Raw genomic sequence first — 21660 nt, 5'->3', positions numbered from 1 at the left:
ATGTCGTGTCAAAAGGATTTCCAGTCTGGAAACAAAATATTTTCAGAAGGTGGAAAGTAGGTCGTCCGCTAATGCAGCCAGATAATCTGCGAGTGCCAGTTGGTATTCCAGACGAGATTCAATTTCACCATCCGCAGCTTCAATTGCATACTGCTCACGAAGGAAGACAGCTAATAGGTCACTTCGCCCAAGATCAAACTTTCGTCGTTCCACTTCGGATATGTATTCCGCCAGTTCTCGGGCTTCAACCGCCTTTTCAATTCGTTCTTCTGCTGCCTTAACCCCTGCGTAGGCTGATTGAACTTCCGCGATGATTTTGTCTTTTAAGAATTCTCGTTTAATATTCAACTGAGCGATTTTCGCCGACGAAGTCTGGATTTTTCCCCGTGCTTTCCGACGCTGCAAAGGGACTTCAACGTAGATCCCCGCTTCTAATTCGAATTCAGATTTATCTCGCTTGCTGCTGGTCGGCTCACCGACGTCTTGCTTCCCTTGAATCTGTGTATCAAGATTCGGGAGCAGGTCATTTCTGGCTTCCGCATAGTCGACCGAGAATTTGCGAATTTCTGCGTTGATCACTTGGATTTCAGGTCGGCTGGCAAGTGCCTTCTGGAGTCCGACTTCGAGTTCTCCGGAGGGTATTAATTCCAGGTTTTGAAGTTCGGGAAGAAGTGCTGGCACGGGGAGGAGCGGGTCGCCTCCTGGAGATCGATAGTAAAGAGATAGTTTTACTGCGGACTGATCCAGTTTTCGCTTGCGATCAATCAGCTTGGCTTCTCGAAGTCGAAGCGACCGGACATTGTCCTGGAAAACGGGAGGGTCGAGGTCGCCCGTTTCCAAACGTCGTTTGAGTTTGCTATTCCGCTTATTGGATAGTTCTAAAGCAGCTTCATACACTTTTACTTGCTGACCAGCCGCAACCCATGTCCAGTAAGCGACAGACGCGTCGCGAACAAAGTAAATGAGATTTGAGCGTATTTCGGGTTGGACCCGCTGACGTTCGTAAGTTGCACGCCATAATTCAGCCCGGCGATTGTCTATCTCACGGTTTCGTAACAGGGGAACTCGCATTCCTAATTTAAATTCCCCACCGTCGTTAGTTTGACGCTCAAGATACCAGGGTTCAAAATCACCGCGACCAATTCGATAACCACCGAAGAATTCACCTCCATGGTAGATGGGCTGATAAACCTCTGCATTCTGGCGGTAGGTCTGGTAATAGCCACTCGGTTGATTCTCGCTGAACCCTTTGAGTTTCGTATCGAATTCACCCCAGGCAGAAAGCTGTTTACCATTGGCGATTTGTCTTTCCAGATAAAGAATCTCCAACGCAGGGTATGTGTCATGAACCGACCGAACGACGTCGAGTAATTGCAACGTCTCTGAGAACTCTAACTCCTGGTTAACTTGGTCGATTTCACCCGGCGTGACTCCACTGAATTCGAGAGCATTGATCTCTGCTTCACTTGCTTCATTATCGCTGGCGGATGCAATGGCCGTATTGCCGACCTCTTCCGATACTAACTTTATTGAATTCTGACTCTCTTCCTTTTTTTCCTCTGATGCTGATTCCTCAAGGACATTCAACTCCACCTCCGATTGGTGTGAATCAGATGCGACAAGTTCTTCCTCTGGCGAATCTTCTGAGAGAAACCTTTGGAAATCAGTTTCGATTAGATGGTCGTCTTCAGTAACTTTTGGTGATCGACTATCCGTCCACTCACGCACTGTTGTGCACCCACAATGAGTAACCAGTATCAGGGCGACGGTCCACGCTCCCATAGCCATACTCAGTCTCGCAGCGAAACGGCTGGAGATGCTTCGTATCTTAACTGGTTGAAGAGACATAAGGCTGCCCGTAGGTAAAATCCGAAGTTGCGGTACATAGCGAAACATCGGCAATTCGGGCGTATCTATTGCAACCGTACCGGTAAATCCCGTCGAGCCGGAAGGTTTGCATCATATGACGGTTCGCTTTTAGCGATTACGCGGGCTTTTCTGGCTGGGACTGTGTAGTGATCCCCAATACTCAGGGCGAGTTTGATTCTGTATGTAATTCAGGTTGAGCAAGTCACCGATCTGCTTGTGGTTCTCAGCTACTGTGCGCTCCGAAATTCATTTTCGCTTCGAATCCGACAACAATCGATAGGCTGCGAAACGAGGCTAGTTCGAAATCCGCAGTTCGTCAGCAACGCAACCAATTAGAACTACCTATTATCGAGCTCGGCTGAGTTTTTTACGATAAGCCCTCGGGGAACTTAGAATGCGTTATTTTGAGATGGGCACAGGCAAATCCCATTGTTGGTAAGTTCAGAGGCAGGATAGGATAACATTGCCGTTCAACGGGCGACGTCCATCCAGATTTGTGGAAGTCACTATCGAGTGTCAGCTTAGACTAACGGGGTTCTAGATAATCCTAGCGTATTCTGGCGGCGTAGCCTACTGTTATTAAAGACTTTTCAGGACCGACAACTGCCACACTTATCCTGGACAGGATCTAATCATGAAAATCTATTTCGCGTGCGCGTTTTTGATTGTTTCTGCCTGCGCGGCTCAGACCCTTGATCAACAAGACAAACCCCGAGTGCCAAACAGGGGGGCAGGAGTTCCACAGAAAATCATCAAGGCCTTTGAGCCTCACGAGTTCGATGGGATACCATACCGTCTGCTGCTCCCCGCTGATTATAAACCCACCAGGAAATACCCACTCATCTTGAATCTGCATGGTGGGGCGGGAGTGGGTAATGATAATATTAGCAATCTGCGAAACTGGTGCGCTTCGTTTGTCGATAAGAACTGGCGGGCGAAGTATCCGTGTATCATCGTGGTTCCTCAGTCACCAGGCCGCTGGTTGATTACAGATGAGGAAATTCCGGAACTGACAGAATCGCTCAAGAAAACGTATTCCGAAGCATGGCAAGAACGGATTGAAGAGCGAAACTATCCGCCGGGCCCCATCTCCAATGGGTCGCTCACCAAAGTCTTAGGATTGATCGATCATCTTTCCGAAGAGTTCAACGTCGATACGAATCGCGTTTATGTAATCGGTCATTCGATGGGCGGGTTTGGAACATGGAACGCGATTTGGGCAGCGCCGAAGAGATTCGCCGCAGCGATCCCCAGCGCGGGCGGAATGCTACCCTGGAAGGATCCTGCAGAGTTCAAGGACGTCCCCGTCTGGACATTTCACGGTAGACTCGACCAGAAAGTCCCAGCGGAGTTTACTTGGGAAATCTTCGGACGCATAAAGGACGTCGGCGGAAACGTGAAGTTCACCCAACTGAAGCATGTGGGCCACGGGGCCGCGCAATATGCTTTTTCCTTCAACGGCGACAGTCAAGAGAAAGGCTACGTCACTCAATACAGTAGCGATAAGTGTGACAAAACGGAGAATGTCTGGGACTGGCTCTTCGCTCAGCGGCTGGACAAGCGGTAGTACTTATTTCTTCTGGAATCGAATAGACATAAGCCAGTCCTCTTATTTGAGGAACCAACCATGCACTTGGCAGGCCAGGCTGTTCACTAAAACATCGGTTTCGAGATAGGTTCTAGTTTCCTCAGGAGACGAAGGGAATCTCCTTCGCGTATTGAAAGAAGAACTTAACCGAACTCAAAACTTGGTAACTTAAAATCTTGGTAGGGTACTGACGCCATGTATCCCGTATCGTAAAAACATTCAGCCGACTTTGAGAACGAGTGATTCCAATCGGTTTTATCTCTGGCGAGTGGCGGATTTCGAACGAGATTCGTTTCGCTATCTGAAGTCTGTTGTCGGACAAGACACGAAAAGGACCTTCCGGGTGCAGCGATAGCGGAGATCGTTACAATAAATGTGGCCGGCGAGCAAAGTCGTTTCACGCCGCGTCGCGGTAGTAATACTTGAGCAGGCCACCGAGACGTTCACAGAATTCGATCTTGCCGGGGACGCATCCAACTTCTTCATCCGGTTCAATCAACTGATTATCGAGTCCGTGATGATTCCTTTCCGCGTGATAGTGAGCGACGTATTCTCTCAGCGCTCGTTCAAGTGAGTACTGACCGAAGAAGATCATCTTGTTCAGGCACTCCTATTTCAGACTTCTCATGAATCGTTCGAGATACGCATTCATGTTCGGACTTTTCGGAGGAAGCAGCACCGGCTCAACCTGAGTCTGATCGTTCAGGCTTGCCTGCTGTATTGCGGAGGATGTTATTCTCCGTCTGCAGGTAGTTGATCATGTGTTGCTGTTCACGACTTGCACAACCTACGAGAGCAAATAACAGCAGGTGCTAAGACTGCATCACTTATTCCATCAAATCAGATATCAATGTGAATGGCAGGGTTTCTTTGAAGCTATAAACATTCTCTGAGCCCTAGCACTCGCAAATCGTTATCGTCGTTATTCTTCACGATCGGAGACAACGGCTATACTGAATGTAGCAACGCAAATTGTTACCAACTCGGCTGAGAATACAGGCTGTCGGTATCTCACAGACCTCTAAATTCACTGGGTATTTAATTCGGCTGAGTTTTTTACGGTACGGCAGATGGTGGACATTCGTCTGTGGTCAATTCATTTTGTACTTATACAATATGCAATGCATTGATGCCCGGTTGTAATAGTTGAAGCAAGGCTCCATGAAAACAAATAGACTGTCACTCAATCATAAAAGAGCCTCGTGCGAAGTACTGCGATCATTTTATGATCTGCAACATGATCACTCTGCATGTGAGTGTCAACGTAATTACCTCAACAGGGAACGAGGAACATCAACTAATATTTCGTGTCGATTTCAACACTGCTATTGAAGCAGGTCGCAGCGAAATCGAATAGGGACAACCACAATTTCAGGCCGGCTACGGGAACCGAACTTTTCATTTTTTCCCTTACGATTCACAAGCATTGAAGGATTGATCAGATGCGTGAAGCAGTTATTGTGATGGCATTGGTCTGGTCGTTGCTCGAACACGCACCTGTTGTTGGAGCAGAAGATAACTCTGGCACCTTGAAACAGATCAAGCAAGAAATTGCTCAAACAAATAAGAAACTAGATGACACAAACAAGAAACTCGGCGAGATTCAGAATGAAATAATAAAGAGCCGAAAAAGCAAGAAACGTTGGTATCACATAGGTCAAAGTAGTTTTGAACACTGGCGGGAATCCTCGGAAAAGTTTGGCGGTGATATCAGTGAGGAAGGGAAGAGGCTATTGTCTTCATTGGTCCCGAATTCAGTGGTTGCATGGGACTTCGATCTTGTCTTTAGTTGCTCATTTGCCCCTGACTCGCCGTCCCCTAATCTCACGATTGAGATGCCAGCAGGGTTCGAACTGACCGGAGAGAAACTGCTGGCAGCGATCAATGGAGTGGAAATAGACCTGAAACAGTCGCTTAGAATCAATTGGGACAAAGTAATTGCGTCGGCTGCATCAGTAAAACTCGTTTCCAGATCGTCCTATTCTGATTTTCGCAAAAAGTTTCTAAGCGAACGAACTGGTCGGAGCGTATATTTCTGCTCTGAAGAATTTGTAAAGATGTTCGCAGCCCGTCAGGTTGGAAATCTCCTACTCGCATATTTCACGAACAAACTTGACGACGAGTTAAAGACCATGCTGCAAGTAGCTGAGAACGAATTAGACACATTCGTGAAATGGTGTGAGCGGGAAACACTTCAACTTCAACGGAATACTGGTAAAGGGCTTCCGAGAAAGTTGCTTGGGGTTTTCATAGATAGCGTGATTAATAGAGATTTCGATTCAGCAACAGAGGAAATGGCCGGAATACTCAACGTTAATGTAGAATTCCACGGGTTTTATAAAGACACTGACTTGTATACCGACTACAAGGTGGAACTCGGAAAAATAAATATCCCTAATGCTTGGTTATCTGCACAGATCAACAAGATGATTGACGATCTAAAGTCAACGATTGAAATAGAACTCAACGAGCGAAACATTCCCTCCAATGGCAGACTTTCTCATCTGGGTTTCGCAGTAGTAGTTTCACCTCCGGAATGGCGTAATTCCAAATTCAATAAAATGATTAAAGTCATCAATCGTTTGAATCTCGGAGACCTGAGAGGAGACGTTGCTGATCAGCTGAATAATGAGCTTGAAGGACAGATAAATGATCTGATCAAAAGTAAACTCCGTAGCTTCAAAGGCGTTTCGGAAAATCGAAATATACTCGTGAGCGCTATTGGAGATCAGTTGCCAGAGAAATATCGAAAGAACCTTGAATCTATCTCGGAGGGTCAGGAGATTTTTCAAGGAGGGCAAGCTGCAATTCAACGGCTGATTAAAGATGTGATTGGTCTGGACTTTTTCGATGATCCAGTCAGCAGCCTGCTGCGCCGCATGCCGAACAATGTTAAAGGACTGTGTGCCGCCTTTTCCTCTGAGGACGCATTCACATCTTTAGACCTGGCTAAGTTCGGGATGGATGAACAGCTCAAAGAAAAAGTCCTCAATAAAATCAAACTCGGTAACGCCTCCTCTTCTGACGTAGACGAAATGAAATATGATCTTCAAAAAGGTGTTTTCACAATCAAGGCAACTATTCACTGTAAACATATCTGGCTGCTAGATGATATTCCTGGTGAATTCAGACGTTTTTTTGTTATTAACTGATACTGTAATTCTTGACACTAAAGAGTGGAGAAAAGGAATCTCGAAAATGGTAAGAATCTTTCAAGTCGTCTTCTGTGTGTTGATAGCCATTGTCTTTATTAATTGGAGCGACGGAATGGGGGCTCCCTCCAGTGAAGGGATATCGCTTAAAGAGCGGATTGAGAGATTGGAACGCCAACCTTCAATCTCAGCTTGGGGGGTTCTTTCCAGAAGTGCATCCCCAGAAAGCTGCAAAGTAATAAGACAATATGGTATAGATCCGATAGAGCCGGGCGACGACAATTCGTCGATTATACGTTTTTCAAACCAACGATCTGACACTAACTATGCAGTGTTTGTATCAAGTAACATCGCTCATGCATGGGTTCGGGAACGTCATCTCGATCATTTGGTGATTGATGCGACAAGTATTGATAGAGAGACGAAGTTGCATCGGGGTGACGGAGGGTACCAGCTTTCAATAATGATTGTGGACCACCCTGAATAATATTTGTTCATTTACCTTAAGTCTGGTAATGGTTGTTCTTAATAGCGATGAGCTGAATGAATTATCAAAGTGATTCGTTCTTTATTATAGACAGATTGTTTGCAATGGATTTTCTGGTGACTCTTTTTTGTCGAATCAATCATGTCTTGATCCAAGCGCCGCGCCGGAAGCAGGTGCCTATTGCTTTTGCCGCCGAAATTTTGGAACAACGTGTAATGCTTTCTGCAACGTTGACCGTTGATTCCGCATCGGTCACTGTAGAACAAGGGGAGACGGCCAGTAATAACGGTACGTATTATGAAGTAGGTAACAACATCGCGAGCTTATCAGCATCAATTGGTACGGTCACCGATAACAATAATGGAACTTGGAGCTGGGCATACAACACCACTGCCAATTCAGACGAGAATCAAACAGTAAAGATCACATCCACGGACAGTGCTGGATTGGAAACAGAAGTCACATTCAATCTGGAGGCTACCCGCATTACTGCATTTATGCGTGTGGATAATGTAATCGTACCTATTAATGACGATGGGACTATAAAAAATCAGGACTACTTTACAGTGATATAATGGGCACCTTTACTTTATCCGCTTCCGTTGGTGATTTTGTTAAGAGAAGTGATGCTAATACCGTACCGTAAAAAAACTCAGCCGAACTTAATACTCTACAAAATAAGGTGTCTGAGAGAGACGGGCTACCCCTGTTCTCGGACGATCTCCTGACTTTGTTCGCCGCTACAATCAGTACAACCGTTGTCTCCGGTCTTGGAGACTGGCGGCGATATGCGATTTTTTAGAGCTACGGCTCAGGGAATGGCTATAGTTCCAAAGTAACCCTCCCCTGCACTTTGGTAAGTGAATTAATGGAATATGTGATGCATCCGTGGCACCTGCTGGTATTCGCTCTGGCAAGTTGGGTGAATCGCGAACAGCAATTGGCGATTGAATACCTGAAGACTGAAAATAGTATCCTCCTCGAAAAGGTCGGCAAGAAACGCATTCTGCTCAATGACGATGAGCGTCGTCGCCTGGCAGTCAAAGGAAAGCAGCTTGACCGGAAGTTACTAAGTGAACTCGGCGCGATCTTCACTCCCGATACCATTCTCCGCTGGCACCGGGAGTTGATTGCGAGGAAATGGGATTACACTTCAAATAACCCTCGTGTTGGTCGACCTCGTATTCGAACGGAGATCGTCGAACTGATTCTGCGGTTCGCGAAAGAGAATCCCACGTGGGGAGCTGATCGAATTCAAGGTGCCTTGTCCAACGTTGGTTTTCACATCACCGACACAACTGTCAGGAATGTGCTCCAGGCGAACGGTATTGAGCCTGCACCAGACCGTCCCGCTTCGATGTCCTGGCAGACGTTCCTGAAAGCTCACTGGGAAGCGATCTTCGCCGTTGATTTCACCACGGTAGAAGTCTGGAAGAAAACGGGTTTGACGACGTTCTACGTCATGGTGGTGATGGAGCTGAAGTCCCGTAAAGTCGAGATCGCAGGCATCACTACCAACCCGAATAAACAATGGGTGACACAAGTTGCACGCAATCTGACCGGCGACGATGGTTTTCTGGAGCATGCTTCGCATCTGATCTTGGATCGCGACACGTCCTTTCTACCACTGCGAGTCCAAGACGTGCTTATTGGTTAGCACTCAAGGCAATAATGGATCACTTGATGGATCACTTTGCTTGAGAAATGAAAAAAGGACTCACATCTTTCGACGTAAGTCCTTATATAGCGGAGAGAACGGGATTCGAACCCGTGGAGCCTATTGCTAGACTCACTGGATTAGCAATACACGGCTGACCTCAATTCAGCCTCGCCTGAGTATCACATAACCCTTTAAACGCTATACAGGTCGCATTTTCGAAAACCGGCTTTCGGCCTGTATAGCGTGTTTATTTCGCGTTTAGGTAACATTTCAGGTAACACTTAATAAAATGACTTTTGCTCTGTTGTTTGTCGCAAAACCACATCTTTAGCTGATTTTCAGTGGAAAAGGCTGGTGTTCTCTCAGTCACAAGGCTTTTCGTAACAGGAACTTACATTTCCTAAAGATGTTTCCATTGTTTTGACGACACAAAAGTGGGTATATCCCACTTGGCCAGTATCCCATCATGGCGTATTATTGCATCAGTTAATTGAACTTTCTCTCGAGGAGCAGAAAATGGCCACAAAGACTTTGGACACCAAAGGGCGAGTTACACTTGGTGCAAAATTTGCCGGACAAACTGTAGTCATAGACGATTCCGATCCAACCTGCATCACTATCAGGCCCATGGTTCTGATTCCAGCTGACGAAGCTTGGTTATACCACAACCAAACGGCGCTCGGTTTAGTTCGGAAAGGATTGGATGATGCACGCAGCGGTAACTTCGCAGTGGCAAGTCCTGACGTTGATGGCGACTTGGATTGGCTGGACGACATTGAGGAGTAGTGTCTCAATGTTTCAGAAGAAGCACAGGCAATCGACTTTTTGAGATTTTGCTTTTGTGATAGGTATGCAGGCAGATGCACAATGTGAAATGGACGGTCACCGCGAAGGATCAGTACGATCGATTGAAGGCGAATGCCAAGACTCGCAGGACCGCGCGGGAGAAGAAAAATATCAAGAAGTCGTCTCAAGACGAGGGGCTATTCAAACAAGTTGCGAAAACACTCGCTCTGCTCAGGACCAACCCACGGCATCCAGGGTTGAATACACACGAATACGATTCGATTGAGAATCCATTCGACAAAAAGAAAAAAGTTTTTGAGGCATACGTACAAAATAAGACACCCGGTGCGTATCGCGTCTTTTGGTGCTACGGTCCCGATTCTAAAGAGTTGACTATAATCGCGATAACGCCGCACCCATAACCAGGCGTCACTGCCATCGCCTGATATCGAACGGGATTTTGAAGTACTCATTGCTAAAGCTACACAGAATATGCCTTGTCTGTTAGCGGGTAAGCTTTCGCTTTTTAACATCGTTCAGCTTGGAAGGTACCACTTTAAACTGCATTCCTGCTTTCTTTTGCAGGAACCGAGAGATGCTGAATAAATTCTCGACATTTGGATTTCCACGACTACTCAGCATTCGCATGACACTCTTCGGGTCCTTGGCAACAGCCTTGCCAACGGTTTCAAAGCCAACTGTGGCATTGATGTAATCCCGGAGGAGGAGTTTCGCCTCATCTACATACCCGCAAACGATCGCTTCTAATGCTTCAGTCAGCAGCTCTTTGCGAAACTCTGGATCACGGTCGGCGCGATCTTTCACGGTTTCTTTAAAATCTCGCGTTAATGCCATTATTTGTTCCTCTTGGATTTCTTCTTTAATTGCGTATTCAGCTTGGCTTTCTCTGCAGCCTTCATCTTCGCCTTACGCTGCTTGAAGTCCTTCCAGTATCGTTTGGCCTCTTCGATATCCGAATGTTGACGAGATTTGGGGCCACCACATAAAAGCAGAACCAGATCCTCTCCATCCTTTGCATAGTAAATGCGGTAACCCTTCTCAAAATTGAGGCGACGTTCCCAAACGCCTCCGCCTACCGATTTTTGATCACCAAGATTGCCTAACTCCATCCTCACTATGGCCAATGTTACTATTTCAGCGGACTTAGCCTTGAGGGAATTCTTCGCAGTATGGGAAAAGGATTTGCTCACAAGTCTCTAAAAGACAACCGGTTATGGACCACAAACGCTGCCGTTGTTGAAATCTTTCCGAAATTGGTAGGCAACAAACGTATTTATGGTCTAATATAATAGACGTATAATTGCTTTGTGCTCTAGATACGAGACGTACTATGAAAGCTAACCCTTCGAAGCTGCCGCTACCCGTGCAGCGAGCTATGCGAAAATTGGGACAAGATATTGCCTCTGCTCGACGTCGACGGCGTATCCCTGTAGCGATCATGGCCCAGCGCGCTTCCATCAGTCGTATGACACTCAATCGGGTAGAAAAAGGGGAACCGAGCGTTGCCATGGGCACCTATGCTACCGTCCTGTTTGTTCTCGGGATGACGGACCGGATAGCGCAGCTTGTCGACGTGCGCGATGATGACATTGGGCTAGCCTTGGAGGAAGAGCGATTGCCCCAGCGAATTCGATCAAAACGGAAGCGACCGGAGTAGGCTATGGACACGGAAGTTTTTGTTTACGTCGACCTTGCGGACTCACCGATTCTAGTTGGGAGACTCTGGACTCGCTCACGTGGGGCTCGCGAGAGTGCCAGTTTTGAATACGATGGCAACTGGTTGTCGCATGAGGAACGCTTCGCCTTGGAACCAGCCCTGAGCTTGGGGCCTGGTCCGTTTCACACAGCGGGCAATAAAGCCATCTTTGGAGCAATCGGTGACTCCGCACCCGATCGGTGGGGAAGAACATTGATGCGACGGGCAGAACGCCAACGGGCACTGCAGGGAGGAGAGACGCCCCGGACTTTAAGAGAGATTGATTTCCTGTTGAGAGTCGATGATGAAGCTCGGCAGGGGGCACTGCGTTTCTCAACATCGGAAGAAGGTCCTTATCTGGCTGAAGCGGGTGGAATGCGCATTCCGCCTCTGGTGGAACTGCCTCGATTACTATCCGCCGCAGACAAGATGGCAGATGAGAGCGACACCGCTGAGGAATTACGACTATTGCTGGCCCCGGGATCGTCTCTCGGGGGAGCGAGGCCGAAGGCGTCTGTTCGAGATCACGACGGCCATCTATTGATTGCCAAGTTTGCCCAACAGGATGATGAAATTGATATCGTACGATGGGAAGCGGTCGCCTTGGGATTGGCACGTAAGGCAGGTTTGGTAGTACCCGACTGGAGAATTGAGAATGTGGGGGAAGTCCCCGTTATATTACTGAGACGATTCGATCGAGCTACGAATAGCAGGATTCCTTTTCTTTCAGCGATGAGCATGCTGGACGCCCGCGACAATGACCGTCGAAGTTACCTGGAGATGGTCGATGCATTACGGCAATACGGCGCGGCCCCTGTCGCTGATATGCATGCTCTGTGGAGAAGAGTAGTCTTCAGCATACTGATTTCGAATACTGACGATCATCTGAGAAATCATGGTTTCTTGTACGAGGGAACCAATGGATGGCGATTATCTCCCGCTTATGACTTGAATCCCGTACCCACGGACCTCAAACCCCGAATCCTGTCCACCAATATTGATCTGGACGACGGTACCGCCTCACTCCCATTGGCATACAGTGTCGCGGCCTACTTTGAACTTGATGAAATAGAAGCCAAACAGATCGCTTATGAAGTTGGCCGAGCTGTATCAGGCTGGCGGCAAGAGGCGGCGTCAGTGGGGATCCCGAAATCGCAGATCAAACGTATGGAGTCAGCGTTTGAGCATGATGATCTACGCTTTGCTCTTGAAGATAAATGATTTACAGATATGAGTGCTTAGGTGACAGGGAGAAAAAATGGAAGACCTCGAAAAACGATTTCCGGCGATTGCCTCCTGGATAGAACATGGCTGGATCGAAATTGGCGATCAGGAGTGGACTCGATCCAAAGCAATGGCCCATGATTGTGGTGGAATGATCTTTGAAGTCAGTAATCGCCAGAAAACACTGACTGAGTATCTGGAAGCATTGGAACAAGGACTCCGCGAACATATGAAGGAGCGTTGGGACGAAGAGTTTGAATAATTGTCTACCGTGCTGTTCGTCAACCACCTAACATCCGAGCCGAAGAGACTTACTGATCAAGGTTGCGAATGATCCAGTTCATTGTTGTTGAAACATAGCTCCAGTGAGTTTTTACTTAACTTCGAGCGATCGGCGATGCATAAGACCATCTTCCATTTCGTAGATCGTGTCGAACACGTCGAGAGCACGATGGTCATGTGTCACAACAATAACCCCCGTTCCTTGTTCGTGTGCGACTTTCGCGAACAACTCCATCACCTGTCGACCTCGCTGACCGTCAAGAGCTGCCGTTGGTTCATCGGCAAGAATGACGCTGGGTCGATTAGCAATTGCTCGAGCGACGGCGATGCGTTGTTGTTGACCGCGTACCGTAAAGAAACTCAGCCGAACGCAAAACACTCTAATTTAAGACATCTGTGAGACTCTGATTGAGTTCACTCTCAGACGACCCGACCACCTCGCCCGTCGCTTCAATCGTTACAAACAGCATTTCCAGTATTCGAGACTGACTGCAATATTGAATTCAGTTCCCCTGTCGGCTCAGGGAACTATTATGTTTCCACAGTGACTTCAACTCCCTCGCTTTGGAACCACTTCCATGAATTTTCAGATGCAGCATTGGCACCTGCTCGTTCTGGCTCTTGCCAGCTGGATCAATCGCGAACAACAGCAGGCGATCGAGTACCTGCAGGCCGAAAACCGCGTCCTCCGGGAGAAGCTCGGAAAGAAACGCATCCTGCTCAATGACGACCAGAGAGGACGTCTGGCTGCAAAAGGAAAGGCACTCGGACGGAAGTTACTGCGTGAAATCGGAACCATCTTCACACCTGATACGATTCTCCGCTGGCATCGAGAACTGATCGCCCGGAAGTGGGATTATTCGTCGGACAAACCGCGTGTAGGCCGACCCCGCATTCGACAGGAGGTTGTTGAACAGATGCTTCGTTTCGCGAAACAGAACCCCACTTGGGGAGCTGATCGAATCCAGGGTGCTTTGGCAAATGTCGGCTACCACATCACATACACAACCGTCAGGAATGTACTTAAAGCGAATGGAATCGAACCCGTACCTAACCGCCCCGCTTCGATGTCCTGGCAGACATTCCTCAAAGCTCATTGGGAAACCATCTTCGCCGTCGATTTCACAACGGTCGAAGTCTGGACGAAAACGGGGCTGACTACGTTTTACATCATGGTGGTAATGGAATTGAAATCACGCCGTGTTGAGATCGCAGGAATTACGACTAATCCCAACAAGCAATGGGTAACTCAGGTTGCACGTAACCTGACCGGTAGTGATGAATACCTGGAGAACGCCACACATCTTATTCTTGATCGCGATGGTAGCTTTCAACCATTCCGTACATATCTTCACAAGATGACCAACATCGAACCAGTTCTTCTACCACCGAAGAGCCCCAACATGAATGCGTATCTCGAACGATTCATGAGAAGCCTGAAATCCGAATGCCTGGACAAGATGATTTTCTTCGGGCAACACTCACTCGAACGGGCCCTGAAAGAATACGTTGCTCACTACCATTTCGAGCGGAATCATCAGGGACTCGACAATCAGTTGATTGATCCTGATGAAGAAGTTGGATGCGTTGCCGGCAAGATCGAATGCCGCGAACGTCTCGGCGGTCTGCTCAAGTATTACTACCGCGACGCAGCTTGAATCAGCCTCGAAAAGATGTCGGTCCTAGTGTTGTGATTCCGCGATACCGTTGCGCTCGGAAGGTCATTTTTGCATCGAATCTGATGGCGGAGTTCAAGTCGTGAAACGGATCTCGTGCGAAATCTACCACTCTCCAGAGATATAACCGCTTGGAATCACTCGTTTTCAACGTCGGCTGAATAAATTTACGATACGCGCTCGAAGTGATGCCCTTTGAGTCTGATCGCGTGGAGCGTATGCGTTATGTTCGCCGTGAGACTTGCAGATTTGATCTTTTAAAGAGGAAGACGGTGGTCGTTCCACTATCTGTTCTTGGAGAGAGATCTCGGGCGGTAAATTGCTCATTGTCTTGTGAACATGAGTCTGCGAAGTCCCGCTTCGCTTGTTAAAGCCCAATCTTGGTGAGTGAGAGTTAGGGATTCGGTTAAATTTAATGCTCACATTACGGTAGCCGTGTCGGTAGAATGAGGCTACTGTTTTTGCTGTCGCGTCTCAATCTCTCCTCCCAAATAAACTCACCTGAATCAACATGATCCGATTGTGTTTCCTAATCATTGCATGCCTGTTCGGCATCGCGTCAGCCTCGGCTGCGGAACCGTTTGAGGCGTTTCTGAAAAAGTACTGCGTCCGCTGCCATAGCTCTCAGAGGGAGGAAGGCGACATTCGGATCGACCGACTGTCGCGCGACTTCAAGGCGGGGGTGGACACTCACAATTGGGCAGAAGTGCTCGATAAGGTCAACAGCGGCGAGATGCCACCAGAAGATGAACCGCAGCCGACTCAAAACGAGATTACGGCCTTCGTCACGAATCTCAACTCGCTGCTCAAGGAAGGCCGGGCGGCCCGCTTGGCGGCGCGGCCAACGGTGGCACATTATCGACTGAGTCGGAAGGAATATCAAAACACAATCTACGATCTACTCGGAGTGCGTTACGACCCTGCCAAACCAGGAGAGTTGAATGAGGATACGCTGTGGCACGGGATTGAGCGCATCGGGTCGCAACTTTCGCTTTCGCCTTCGCATGTGGACCGTTATTACCGCGCGGCGGACATCGTGCTCGAACGCGCATTCCCCGGCACGTCGGGCGAGGCTCGCAAAATCCACAAGACTGCTGCGGAGTTGCGTTACGGCGGCGCGAAGATCCAGCAGGAGGCACTGGACCGGTTGGGAATTAAACGACCACTGCGTTACCTTCACTTCCCCGGTCAACTTCAGCCCGCACTTTTGCCTCACTGGTTTGGGAAGACCGGCCCGGAGCTCAGCGGTTTGTATAAACTCCGCCTTCAGGCCAGCGGAACTCGCCCGCCCGGCGGTCAGCCTGCCCACTTTAGCATCGGGAAGAAGACCGGTGAGGAGACCGTAGACGGCCTCATCGAATTTGACATAACGGCACCAGAGGACAGTCCGCAGGTTTATGAGTTCGAGGTGTTCCTCGAGATGCCAGCGACACTGTATTTCTGCGTGGTGGCTACCGATGTTGTGGACAGAAGAAGTGGCGCTGCCTTCCGCAATGCACTCTCCAAGAGGGGTAGTTATATATTCACGCACAGCAGCGAGACCCTGCTCTTAAACCCCAATGCCCCGCAGATGTTCGATGACAAAGGGAACGGCATTTTCTCGACGGTGCTCCTCGATTGGATCGAATGGGAAGGACCCCTGGTTGCGGACACCGAAAAATCACGACGAAAAGGCGTGCTGCCACCCGACGACGCCACACCCGAGATAGTCGCCGAGCACTTGCAACGCTTTGCCGAACGCGCCTGGCGGCGACCAGTGAAGAAGGAGGAACTGGAAGAGTATCTACAATCCTATCACGCCGAACGCAAGGCGGGGGAAAAGACCGCCGATGCCTATCGAATCGCACTGCAGGGCGTGCTGACGTCCAGAAACTTCATCTACCTTGTCGAGGGCGATCCAAAGACTCGCGAACGTCTCACCGACTGGGAGTTCGCCTCGCGTCTCTCGTATTTCCTATGGAGTTCGATGCCCGACAACGCCCTCTACGCCGCTGCCAAAAGCGGTACCTTGCATGGCGAGGGCTTGGAAAAACAAGTCGACCGCATACTGACGGACAGCCGGATAAACCGCTTCATCGACGACTTTTCGCGGCAGTGGTTGCAGCTGCACCGCGTGGGCATGTTCCCGCCGGATAAGAAGCTTTACCCCAGTTACGACGACTGGCTCGAGACAAGTATGCACGCCGAGCCGGTCGAGTATTTCCGCGAGATGCTCGCGAATAATCTGCCCATCGAGGGCTTCCTCGATTCCGATTGGACGATGGCCAACGCACGGCTCTGCGATTTTTACGGACTAACCGAGCCAGAGCAGGACGGCTTCCAACGTGTCTCGCTCGAGCCTAAGGACAATCGCGGCGGCTTACTCACCATGGGCGCGGTACTCGGGTTGACCTCAGACGGAACGCGACACCGTCCGGTACATCGTGGTGTCTGGGTCAGCGAAACGATCTTCAATAAAACTCCGCCGCCACCGCCAGCCAATGTCGATCCAATCGAACCCATTCCGCCCAAGGGCACCAAGATCACCATCCGGCAAAGAATTGAAGCACACGCTAAGAACGCAAACTGCGCTTCGTGCCACCGCAACATCGATCCGTTTGGGCTGGCCTTTGACCGGTATGATGCCATCGGCCAGTGGCGGACCCGCGAGCGAGTTCCCACGGGCGTGGGGGAAGATCCATTGGTTGATGCCTCCGGCGTCATGCCAGACGGTCGTCCGTTCACTGATACCGTCCAATTCAAGCGGTTGGTGCTTGAGGACCGTGACAAAGTCGCGCGAGCCTTCATCGAACACCTCTGCACCTACGCGCTCCGCCGTGTCCTCACCGTCGATGACCAGGACGATCTCAATGTAATTCAAGAAGAAGCGAAGAAACACGAATACCGAATCAAAGACATCGTACGTGCCGTGGCCTTGTCGGATCTAATGAGAAAACGATAATCAAATCGCTGTCAGCACCAGTTTCAAAACATTGGTAACCCGAAGCGTAAGACAGGAATAATAGCAATGAGCAACATTCGAACTCAATCCTGGTTGATCGACCGCCGCCTTGCCCTCCGTGCAATGGGAACCTGCATCGCCCTGCCCATGCTCGAATGCATGATCCCGCTCAACGCGGCCGAACACCCCTCCACGCCTCGGCGCAGCGCTTTTATCTACCTCGCGAACGGCGTCCATTCACTGAACTATCAGATCACCAAGCCGGGCCGGGATTACGAGTTTTCCCAGTCGCTCAAGCCTCTGGAGAAGCACCGCCAGGTCATCACGCCTATCAGCGGTCTGCATCATCCGGGAAGCCTCGGCCACCACCACAACTGCATCAATATCTGGCTAACCGGCGGAAAGCTCGGCCCTTCCGACCGCAACACGATCTCCGTGGACCAGAAGATGGCCGAAGTCACCGCGAAGCACACTCGCTACCCGTCCATGGAAATCGCCATTACGCAGGATTCCCTCGCCTGGACCGCAGACGGCGTTCGGCTTCCGGCGATGCGTCGTTGCAGTGAGATCTTCGCGTCTCTCTTCGAGGAACCGAAAGGCGGCATCGCAGTCCAACGCAGGGCCCTGCGTCGTAAAGCCAGCGTCCTCGATGACAACCTAGCGGAAGTACGTCGGCTTGAGCAAAAGATAGGAGCGGCCGACAAAGGACGACTCGACCAATACCTCACCTCGGTTCGTGAGGCAGAGATCCGCACACGGCGGGCCGAAGCCTGGCTCGACACGCCGCTACCTGACATCTCCGACGCCGACCGCAAACGGACCAACCGGGACATCGCCGAAACCCAGGCAGGCGACTATTTCCGCACCGTCTACGACCTGATGGTGCTCGCCTTTCAAACCGATGTAACACGCGTAGTCACCTTCAGCCTGGGCGGCGAAGGTCAAGCGATTGCCATTCCTGAAATCGGCATTACCGAGTCCCGCCATCAGCTCAGCCACCACGGCGGCGATCCAGGTTACATGGAGAAGCTCACCAACTACGATACGTTCGCAATTGAGCAGTTCAGCTACTTCCTGTCGCGGCTTAAGGAGACGAAGGACGTCAACGGCAAGCCGCTCCTTGGCTCGACGATGGCACTCTTTGGCAGCGGTATGTCCTACGGCCACAGCCATGGAAACGCTAACCTCCCGCTAGTATTCGCTGGCGGTTCGGACCTCGGCCTGAAGCATGGCAGTCATCTCGACTTCAATCAGGGGCACTTCGGCGGTTACCAACTCGACAAACCCCGTGAACATTACGGGCTCTGTAGCCGCCCCGCGAACCCCAACGCCCACATGAGTAACCTGCTGCTCCTCATGGCCCAACACATGGGGGTGGAAACTGACAATTTTGGCGATAGCAACAAGGTGATCGAACTATGACACAACTCAAATCTATCTGCTATGTCGCCGTTCTGTACCTGTGTGTGTCCCTGCTCGCGGGCAATGCCAACGCTGCCGACGAGCCGTTCCGCCCCGAGGCGGGAAAGTTTCCCTCTCTGGAAAAGGCGCACTCCTACCGGGGCGAACTCGTGTTCGTGGATCATGCCAACCGCCGTGGCAGCATTCGTGTGCAAGGAACGGGAATGTTTTGCCGAAACAATCCGCACCCTTTTGCCATGCTCCCCTACGGCATCATTCGCTATCATGGGGCACCGGCGGATCTGTACGACGTCCCGCTCGGCACCGTGATGCACGTCCATGCTTTTCTCCCGCCCGATCCAAAAATTTCTGCCGTGCCGGTATTGCCGGTCGATAATAAAACAAAAGATGCGAACCACAATCGTGGCGCGGGTATCTTCCCCGCCGAGAACCACGTCCTCTTGCTTGAAGATGAGCCCAGCTACTGCCTTCGCGAGGGCAAAGTCTGGAAACTGAAGCATTTAAACATCCGGAACAACCAAGGGACGATCGTCGCCAGTCGCCAATCAAAAACAGGTGAAGACGACAAAGCCAACGAGGAAGCGTTGACCTTCGATGCCGCCACCCGCATTTGGCGCGGCCGCGAATTCCTCGGGATCCAGGACCTGATCGTCGAGGGCATCTGGCCCTCCAGTGGAAAGAAATCCCTCGAAGGCCAGGCCGTCCTGCTCGGGATCACCTGGAAGCCCACTCCAGACAGTGTGTTCACCCGGTTCCACATATCGGACATCTGGCTGGACGACACCGCGATGCAGTGCGCCGCTCGCAATCAGACCGAAACACACAAAGCCTTCATCCGCAGTCGCTGGATGCCTGCCTGGGTCGATTCCGTCGAGTATGGTAAGTTCGGCCGCGCCACCGTGACCGCGACCTTGTTCGGCGGCATGGATTCCTCTCTCTACGTGGATTTTAAGAAAGGGAGCCAGGCCCTGATGGCCGCATCCGAAAACACGTTGAAGCATTGGGCCGGGGGTTCGGCGGGCACCTCTCAAATGGCCTCAAAAGGCCCTATCCTGGATGTCATCAAGTCGGACGGCGAGGCTCCACTGGGAAGCAGCGGAACCCAGATTCGCTTTGAGACCGATCTCATCACCGAAGGTATTCGCCCCGGAAGAGTCGTCCGTGTCCGCCCTGCGATTTGGCCCGACCTGCGCGTACCCCGTGAGGAGTATCTGCAAGATTGGAAAGCTAGCCATGAAAACCGCTTCCCGACCCCGGCCATCTTCCCCAGATACTGACCCCCGTACCGAAAAAAAACTCAGCCGAACTTAAAACGCTACTAATTAAGGTGTCTGTGAGCGACGGGCTACCCCTGTTCTCGGACGATCTCCTGACTCTGTTCGCCAGGACAATCAGAGTAACCGTTATTTCTGATTGAGGAAGAGGTCATTAATTCCTGATTCATGGTTTGGTACTGACGGCCAGCGGTTAGAGTTCCAAAGTAACCCTCCCCTGCACTTTGGTAACTGAATAGATGGAAACTGTGATGCAGCCTTGGAACCTGCTGGTTTTCGCTCTGGTAAGTTGGGTGAATCGCGAACAGCAATTGGCGATTGAATATCTCAAGACCGAAAATAGTATCCTCCGCGAAAAGGTCGGCAAGAAACGCATTCTGCTCACTGACGAACAGCGTCGTCGCCTGGCGGTCAAAGGGAAAATGCTCGACCGGAAGTTGCTGAGTGAACTCAGCGCGATCTTTACTCCTGATACCATCCTCCGCTGGCACCGGGAGTTGATTGCCCGGAAATGGAATTACACTTCAAATAAACCTCGTGTTGGTCGACCTCGTATTCGACAGGAGATCGTCGAACAGATTCTGAGGTTTGCGAACGAAAACCCCACGTGGGGAGCTGAGCGAATTCGTTGCGAGTCTTTTACGACTTACGTCGTTTCAATTTAAATAATTGATTTTTCGCACATTTCACTTTTCATTGGCGTAGGTCTTGGTAGCATATAATGCAGGTGCAATAAGTTTGCATTTAGGTTTTGTCAGAAAAACAGGTTTCTCATGCTGTTTCGTAGTCTATTCATCTCGGCCTTTGTGACCGTAGCCCTGTTGGGTAACGCGGGGACGCATGCCGTGCAGGAATGGCTAGGGGTCTGCACTCATTCGCATTCTGTCGTGCACGAATCGACTTTGCCTTCAGGTGAACATGCTCATTGTTCTCACGGTCATCATAGTCACCACCATCATGGTCAGCATTCGTGTCATGTACCGGTAGCAGATGACTCGTCTGTACCATTGCAGCCCCGTCCTTCTCATGACGCAGACCACTGCCTCGTTTGTCAGTTCTTCGGCCTGTCGTCCCGTGTGACTCTCCAAGTTGAGTCGCCCTCTCTCTTTCAGGCGGTCACGTACGCTGCGATTTCTGATTATCAACAGGAATGTCGTCGCGTTGTTGTTGCTTTCAACCGCCGCGGACCTCCGACGCTGAGCTAAGCGTCCTTCTTTTAACGGAATGTATTTACGCATCGGGTCTACGCTGCGCAGTTTCTAAGCTCTTTGAAGGTTAGAAGCTCCATTTTGATCCGCGTTTTACGTCGCCTTTCTATCTTCAGGCTAACTTGCTCGCGCCATGAGTGAGGGTTGAGCATGTCTGAATAACCGTAGGTCAGGCTGACAGGCATGCTTGCGTCTTATTCTGTAAAGGCAGGACGGCGATTAACGACGAGAAAGCGAACGGCTGCCGCCCGACGGTTGGCCCGCTTCTCTGAGGATTATTCGTGGAACGTGAGATCAGAGGAATTCCGCATATTATGCGTGCATACCTCTCTATCGCTCGCGTTGTCTTTTCCCAATGGAATTCTCACCCCGAT

The 21660-nt window shown here is 50.2% G+C and carries 19 protein-coding genes and 1 pseudogene; 15 read left to right on the top strand and 5 right to left on the bottom strand.

The window, feature by feature from the left end; genetic code table 11:
- Nucleotides 1-42: 42 nt before the first annotated feature.
- Complete coding sequence (locus Pla110_RS20410) at nucleotides 43-1587, bottom strand: TolC family protein (protein ID WP_197440339.1); 1545 nt, start codon at nucleotides 1585-1587, stop codon at nucleotides 43-45.
- 916 nt (nucleotides 1588-2503) lie between these two features.
- Here Pla110_RS20410 and Pla110_RS20405 point away from each other — a divergent pair.
- Entirely contained in the window at nucleotides 2504-3436 is a 933-nt protein-coding gene (locus Pla110_RS20405) for a carboxylesterase family protein (RefSeq protein WP_144998706.1), read from the top strand.
- A 418-nt stretch (nucleotides 3437-3854) separates the two neighbouring features.
- Here the strand turns inward: Pla110_RS20405 and Pla110_RS20400 are convergent, their stop codons facing one another.
- Nucleotides 3855-4052 carry a hypothetical protein gene (locus Pla110_RS20400; RefSeq protein ID WP_144998704.1) on the bottom strand — a complete coding sequence of 66 codons (198 nt, stop codon included), beginning with the start codon at nucleotides 4050-4052 and terminating at the stop codon, nucleotides 3855-3857.
- A gap of 847 nt (nucleotides 4053-4899) precedes the next feature.
- On the opposite strand from Pla110_RS20400, the gene Pla110_RS20395 reads away from it, so the two are divergent.
- The 5 genes from Pla110_RS20395 (at nucleotide 4900) to Pla110_RS20375 (ending at nucleotide 9964) form a co-directional block, all read left to right on the top strand.
- The gene (locus tag Pla110_RS20395) at nucleotides 4900-6609 is read left to right on the top strand and encodes a hypothetical protein (RefSeq protein WP_144998702.1); all 1710 of its coding nucleotides are present in this window, start codon (nucleotides 4900-4902) and stop codon (nucleotides 6607-6609) included.
- Between the two features lie 543 nt (nucleotides 6610-7152).
- Nucleotides 7153-7671 (top strand): hypothetical protein, encoded by a 519-nt coding sequence (locus tag Pla110_RS20390; protein WP_144998700.1) that lies wholly within the window; start codon nucleotides 7153-7155, stop codon nucleotides 7669-7671.
- Nucleotides 7672-7976: 305 nt separating this feature from the next.
- Nucleotides 7977-8753 carry a hypothetical protein gene (locus tag Pla110_RS20385; protein WP_144998698.1) on the top strand — a complete coding sequence of 259 codons (777 nt, stop codon included), beginning with the start codon at nucleotides 7977-7979 and terminating at the stop codon, nucleotides 8751-8753.
- 519 nt (nucleotides 8754-9272) lie between these two features.
- On the top strand, nucleotides 9273-9542 hold the full coding sequence (locus Pla110_RS20380; protein WP_144998696.1) for a division/cell wall cluster transcriptional repressor MraZ: 270 nt from the start codon (nucleotides 9273-9275) through the stop codon (nucleotides 9540-9542).
- A 74-nt stretch (nucleotides 9543-9616) separates the two neighbouring features.
- Complete coding sequence (locus Pla110_RS20375) at nucleotides 9617-9964, top strand: hypothetical protein (RefSeq protein WP_144998694.1); 348 nt, start codon at nucleotides 9617-9619, stop codon at nucleotides 9962-9964.
- An 82-nt stretch (nucleotides 9965-10046) separates the two neighbouring features.
- Here the strand turns inward: Pla110_RS20375 and Pla110_RS20370 are convergent, their stop codons facing one another.
- Entirely contained in the window at nucleotides 10047-10397 is a 351-nt protein-coding gene (locus Pla110_RS20370; protein WP_144998692.1) for a helix-turn-helix domain-containing transcriptional regulator, read from the bottom strand.
- Complete coding sequence (locus tag Pla110_RS20365) at nucleotides 10397-10753, bottom strand: type II toxin-antitoxin system RelE/ParE family toxin (RefSeq protein WP_144998690.1); 357 nt, start codon at nucleotides 10751-10753, stop codon at nucleotides 10397-10399. The genes Pla110_RS20370 and Pla110_RS20365 overlap by 1 nt, the downstream gene beginning before the upstream one ends.
- Before the next feature lie 140 nt (nucleotides 10754-10893).
- Here Pla110_RS20365 and Pla110_RS20360 point away from each other — a divergent pair, with 140 nt between their 5' ends.
- The 3 genes from Pla110_RS20360 to Pla110_RS20350 are packed head-to-tail and all read left to right on the top strand — an operon-like array spanning nucleotide 10894 to nucleotide 12745.
- Nucleotides 10894-11220 carry a hypothetical protein gene (locus tag Pla110_RS20360; protein ID WP_144998688.1) on the top strand — a complete coding sequence of 109 codons (327 nt, stop codon included), beginning with the start codon at nucleotides 10894-10896 and terminating at the stop codon, nucleotides 11218-11220.
- A 3-nt stretch (nucleotides 11221-11223) separates the two neighbouring features.
- Nucleotides 11224-12480 carry a type II toxin-antitoxin system HipA family toxin gene (locus Pla110_RS20355; protein WP_144998686.1) on the top strand — a complete coding sequence of 419 codons (1257 nt, stop codon included), beginning with the start codon at nucleotides 11224-11226 and terminating at the stop codon, nucleotides 12478-12480.
- A gap of 37 nt (nucleotides 12481-12517) precedes the next feature.
- A complete protein-coding gene (locus Pla110_RS20350) occupies nucleotides 12518-12745 on the top strand; it encodes a hypothetical protein (protein WP_144998684.1) in 228 nt (75 codons plus the stop codon).
- A gap of 111 nt (nucleotides 12746-12856) precedes the next feature.
- Here the strand turns inward: Pla110_RS20350 and Pla110_RS20345 are convergent.
- Nucleotides 12857-13108, bottom strand: a pseudogene (locus tag Pla110_RS20345) (ATP-binding cassette domain-containing protein); the annotation flags it as partial.
- Nucleotides 13109-13343: 235 nt separating this feature from the next.
- On the opposite strand from Pla110_RS20345, the gene Pla110_RS20340 reads away from it, so the two are divergent.
- From Pla110_RS20340 to Pla110_RS22930, 6 genes are all read left to right on the top strand, one after another.
- Nucleotides 13344-14423 (top strand): integrase core domain-containing protein, encoded by a 1080-nt coding sequence (locus tag Pla110_RS20340; RefSeq protein ID WP_197440338.1) that lies wholly within the window; start codon nucleotides 13344-13346, stop codon nucleotides 14421-14423.
- A gap of 529 nt (nucleotides 14424-14952) precedes the next feature.
- Nucleotides 14953-17382 carry a DUF1592 domain-containing protein gene (locus tag Pla110_RS20335; RefSeq protein WP_144998682.1) on the top strand — a complete coding sequence of 810 codons (2430 nt, stop codon included), beginning with the start codon at nucleotides 14953-14955 and terminating at the stop codon, nucleotides 17380-17382.
- Nucleotides 17383-17448: 66 nt separating this feature from the next.
- Nucleotides 17449-18804, top strand: coding sequence for a DUF1552 domain-containing protein (locus tag Pla110_RS20330; RefSeq protein ID WP_144998680.1), 1356 nt, complete (start codon nucleotides 17449-17451; stop codon nucleotides 18802-18804).
- A complete protein-coding gene (locus tag Pla110_RS20325; protein ID WP_197440337.1) occupies nucleotides 18801-20081 on the top strand; it encodes a hypothetical protein in 1281 nt (426 codons plus the stop codon). The genes Pla110_RS20330 and Pla110_RS20325 overlap by 4 nt, the downstream gene beginning before the upstream one ends.
- Nucleotides 20082-20329: 248 nt before the next feature.
- The gene (locus tag Pla110_RS20320; RefSeq protein ID WP_144998678.1) at nucleotides 20330-20743 is read left to right on the top strand and encodes a hypothetical protein; all 414 of its coding nucleotides are present in this window, start codon (nucleotides 20330-20332) and stop codon (nucleotides 20741-20743) included.
- 108 nt (nucleotides 20744-20851) lie between these two features.
- A complete protein-coding gene (locus Pla110_RS22930; RefSeq protein ID WP_231742701.1) occupies nucleotides 20852-21283 on the top strand; it encodes a hypothetical protein in 432 nt (143 codons plus the stop codon).
- Nucleotides 21284-21660 lie beyond the last annotated feature (377 nt).

Source organism: Polystyrenella longa (assembly GCF_007750395.1).
In the GTDB taxonomy this organism is placed as follows: Bacteria; Planctomycetota; Planctomycetia; order Planctomycetales; family Planctomycetaceae; genus Polystyrenella; species Polystyrenella longa.
The sequence above is the reverse complement of the archived record's forward strand: the minus strand, read 5'-3'. Positions and strand labels throughout refer to the sequence as shown.

Bases quoted from the DNA above. Each gene is read 5' to 3' on its own strand.
- Pla110_RS20350 (WP_144998684.1), top strand. From the start codon at position 12,518: ATGGAAGACCTCGAAAAACGATTTCCGGCGATTGCCTCCTGGATAGAA.
- Pla110_RS20375 (WP_144998694.1), top strand. From the start codon at position 9,617: ATGCACAATGTGAAATGGACGGTCACCGCGAAGGATCAGTACGATCGA.
- Pla110_RS20390 (WP_144998700.1), top strand. From the start codon at position 7,153: ATGAATTATCAAAGTGATTCGTTCTTTATTATAGACAGATTGTTTGCA.
- Pla110_RS20330 (WP_144998680.1), top strand. From the start codon at position 17,449: ATGAGCAACATTCGAACTCAATCCTGGTTGATCGACCGCCGCCTTGCC.
- Pla110_RS20320 (WP_144998678.1), top strand. From the start codon at position 20,330: ATGCAGCCTTGGAACCTGCTGGTTTTCGCTCTGGTAAGTTGGGTGAAT.
- Pla110_RS20380 (WP_144998696.1), top strand. From the start codon at position 9,273: ATGGCCACAAAGACTTTGGACACCAAAGGGCGAGTTACACTTGGTGCA.
- Pla110_RS20360 (WP_144998688.1), top strand. From the start codon at position 10,894: ATGAAAGCTAACCCTTCGAAGCTGCCGCTACCCGTGCAGCGAGCTATG.
- Pla110_RS20370 (WP_144998692.1), bottom strand. From the start codon at position 10,397: ATGGCATTAACGCGAGATTTTAAAGAAACCGTGAAAGATCGCGCCGAC.
- Pla110_RS20325 (WP_197440337.1), top strand. From the start codon at position 18,801: ATGACACAACTCAAATCTATCTGCTATGTCGCCGTTCTGTACCTGTGT.
- Pla110_RS20405 (WP_144998706.1), top strand. From the start codon at position 2,504: ATGAAAATCTATTTCGCGTGCGCGTTTTTGATTGTTTCTGCCTGCGCG.
- Pla110_RS20385 (WP_144998698.1), top strand. From the start codon at position 7,977: ATGCATCCGTGGCACCTGCTGGTATTCGCTCTGGCAAGTTGGGTGAAT.
- Pla110_RS20400 (WP_144998704.1), bottom strand. From the start codon at position 4,052: ATGATCTTCTTCGGTCAGTACTCACTTGAACGAGCGCTGAGAGAATAC.
- Pla110_RS20340 (WP_197440338.1), top strand. From the start codon at position 13,344: ATGAATTTTCAGATGCAGCATTGGCACCTGCTCGTTCTGGCTCTTGCC.
- Pla110_RS20395 (WP_144998702.1), top strand. From the start codon at position 4,900: ATGCGTGAAGCAGTTATTGTGATGGCATTGGTCTGGTCGTTGCTCGAA.
- Pla110_RS20355 (WP_144998686.1), top strand. From the start codon at position 11,224: ATGGACACGGAAGTTTTTGTTTACGTCGACCTTGCGGACTCACCGATT.
- Pla110_RS22930 (WP_231742701.1), top strand. From the start codon at position 20,852: ATGCTGTTTCGTAGTCTATTCATCTCGGCCTTTGTGACCGTAGCCCTG.
- Pla110_RS20335 (WP_144998682.1), top strand. From the start codon at position 14,953: ATGATCCGATTGTGTTTCCTAATCATTGCATGCCTGTTCGGCATCGCG.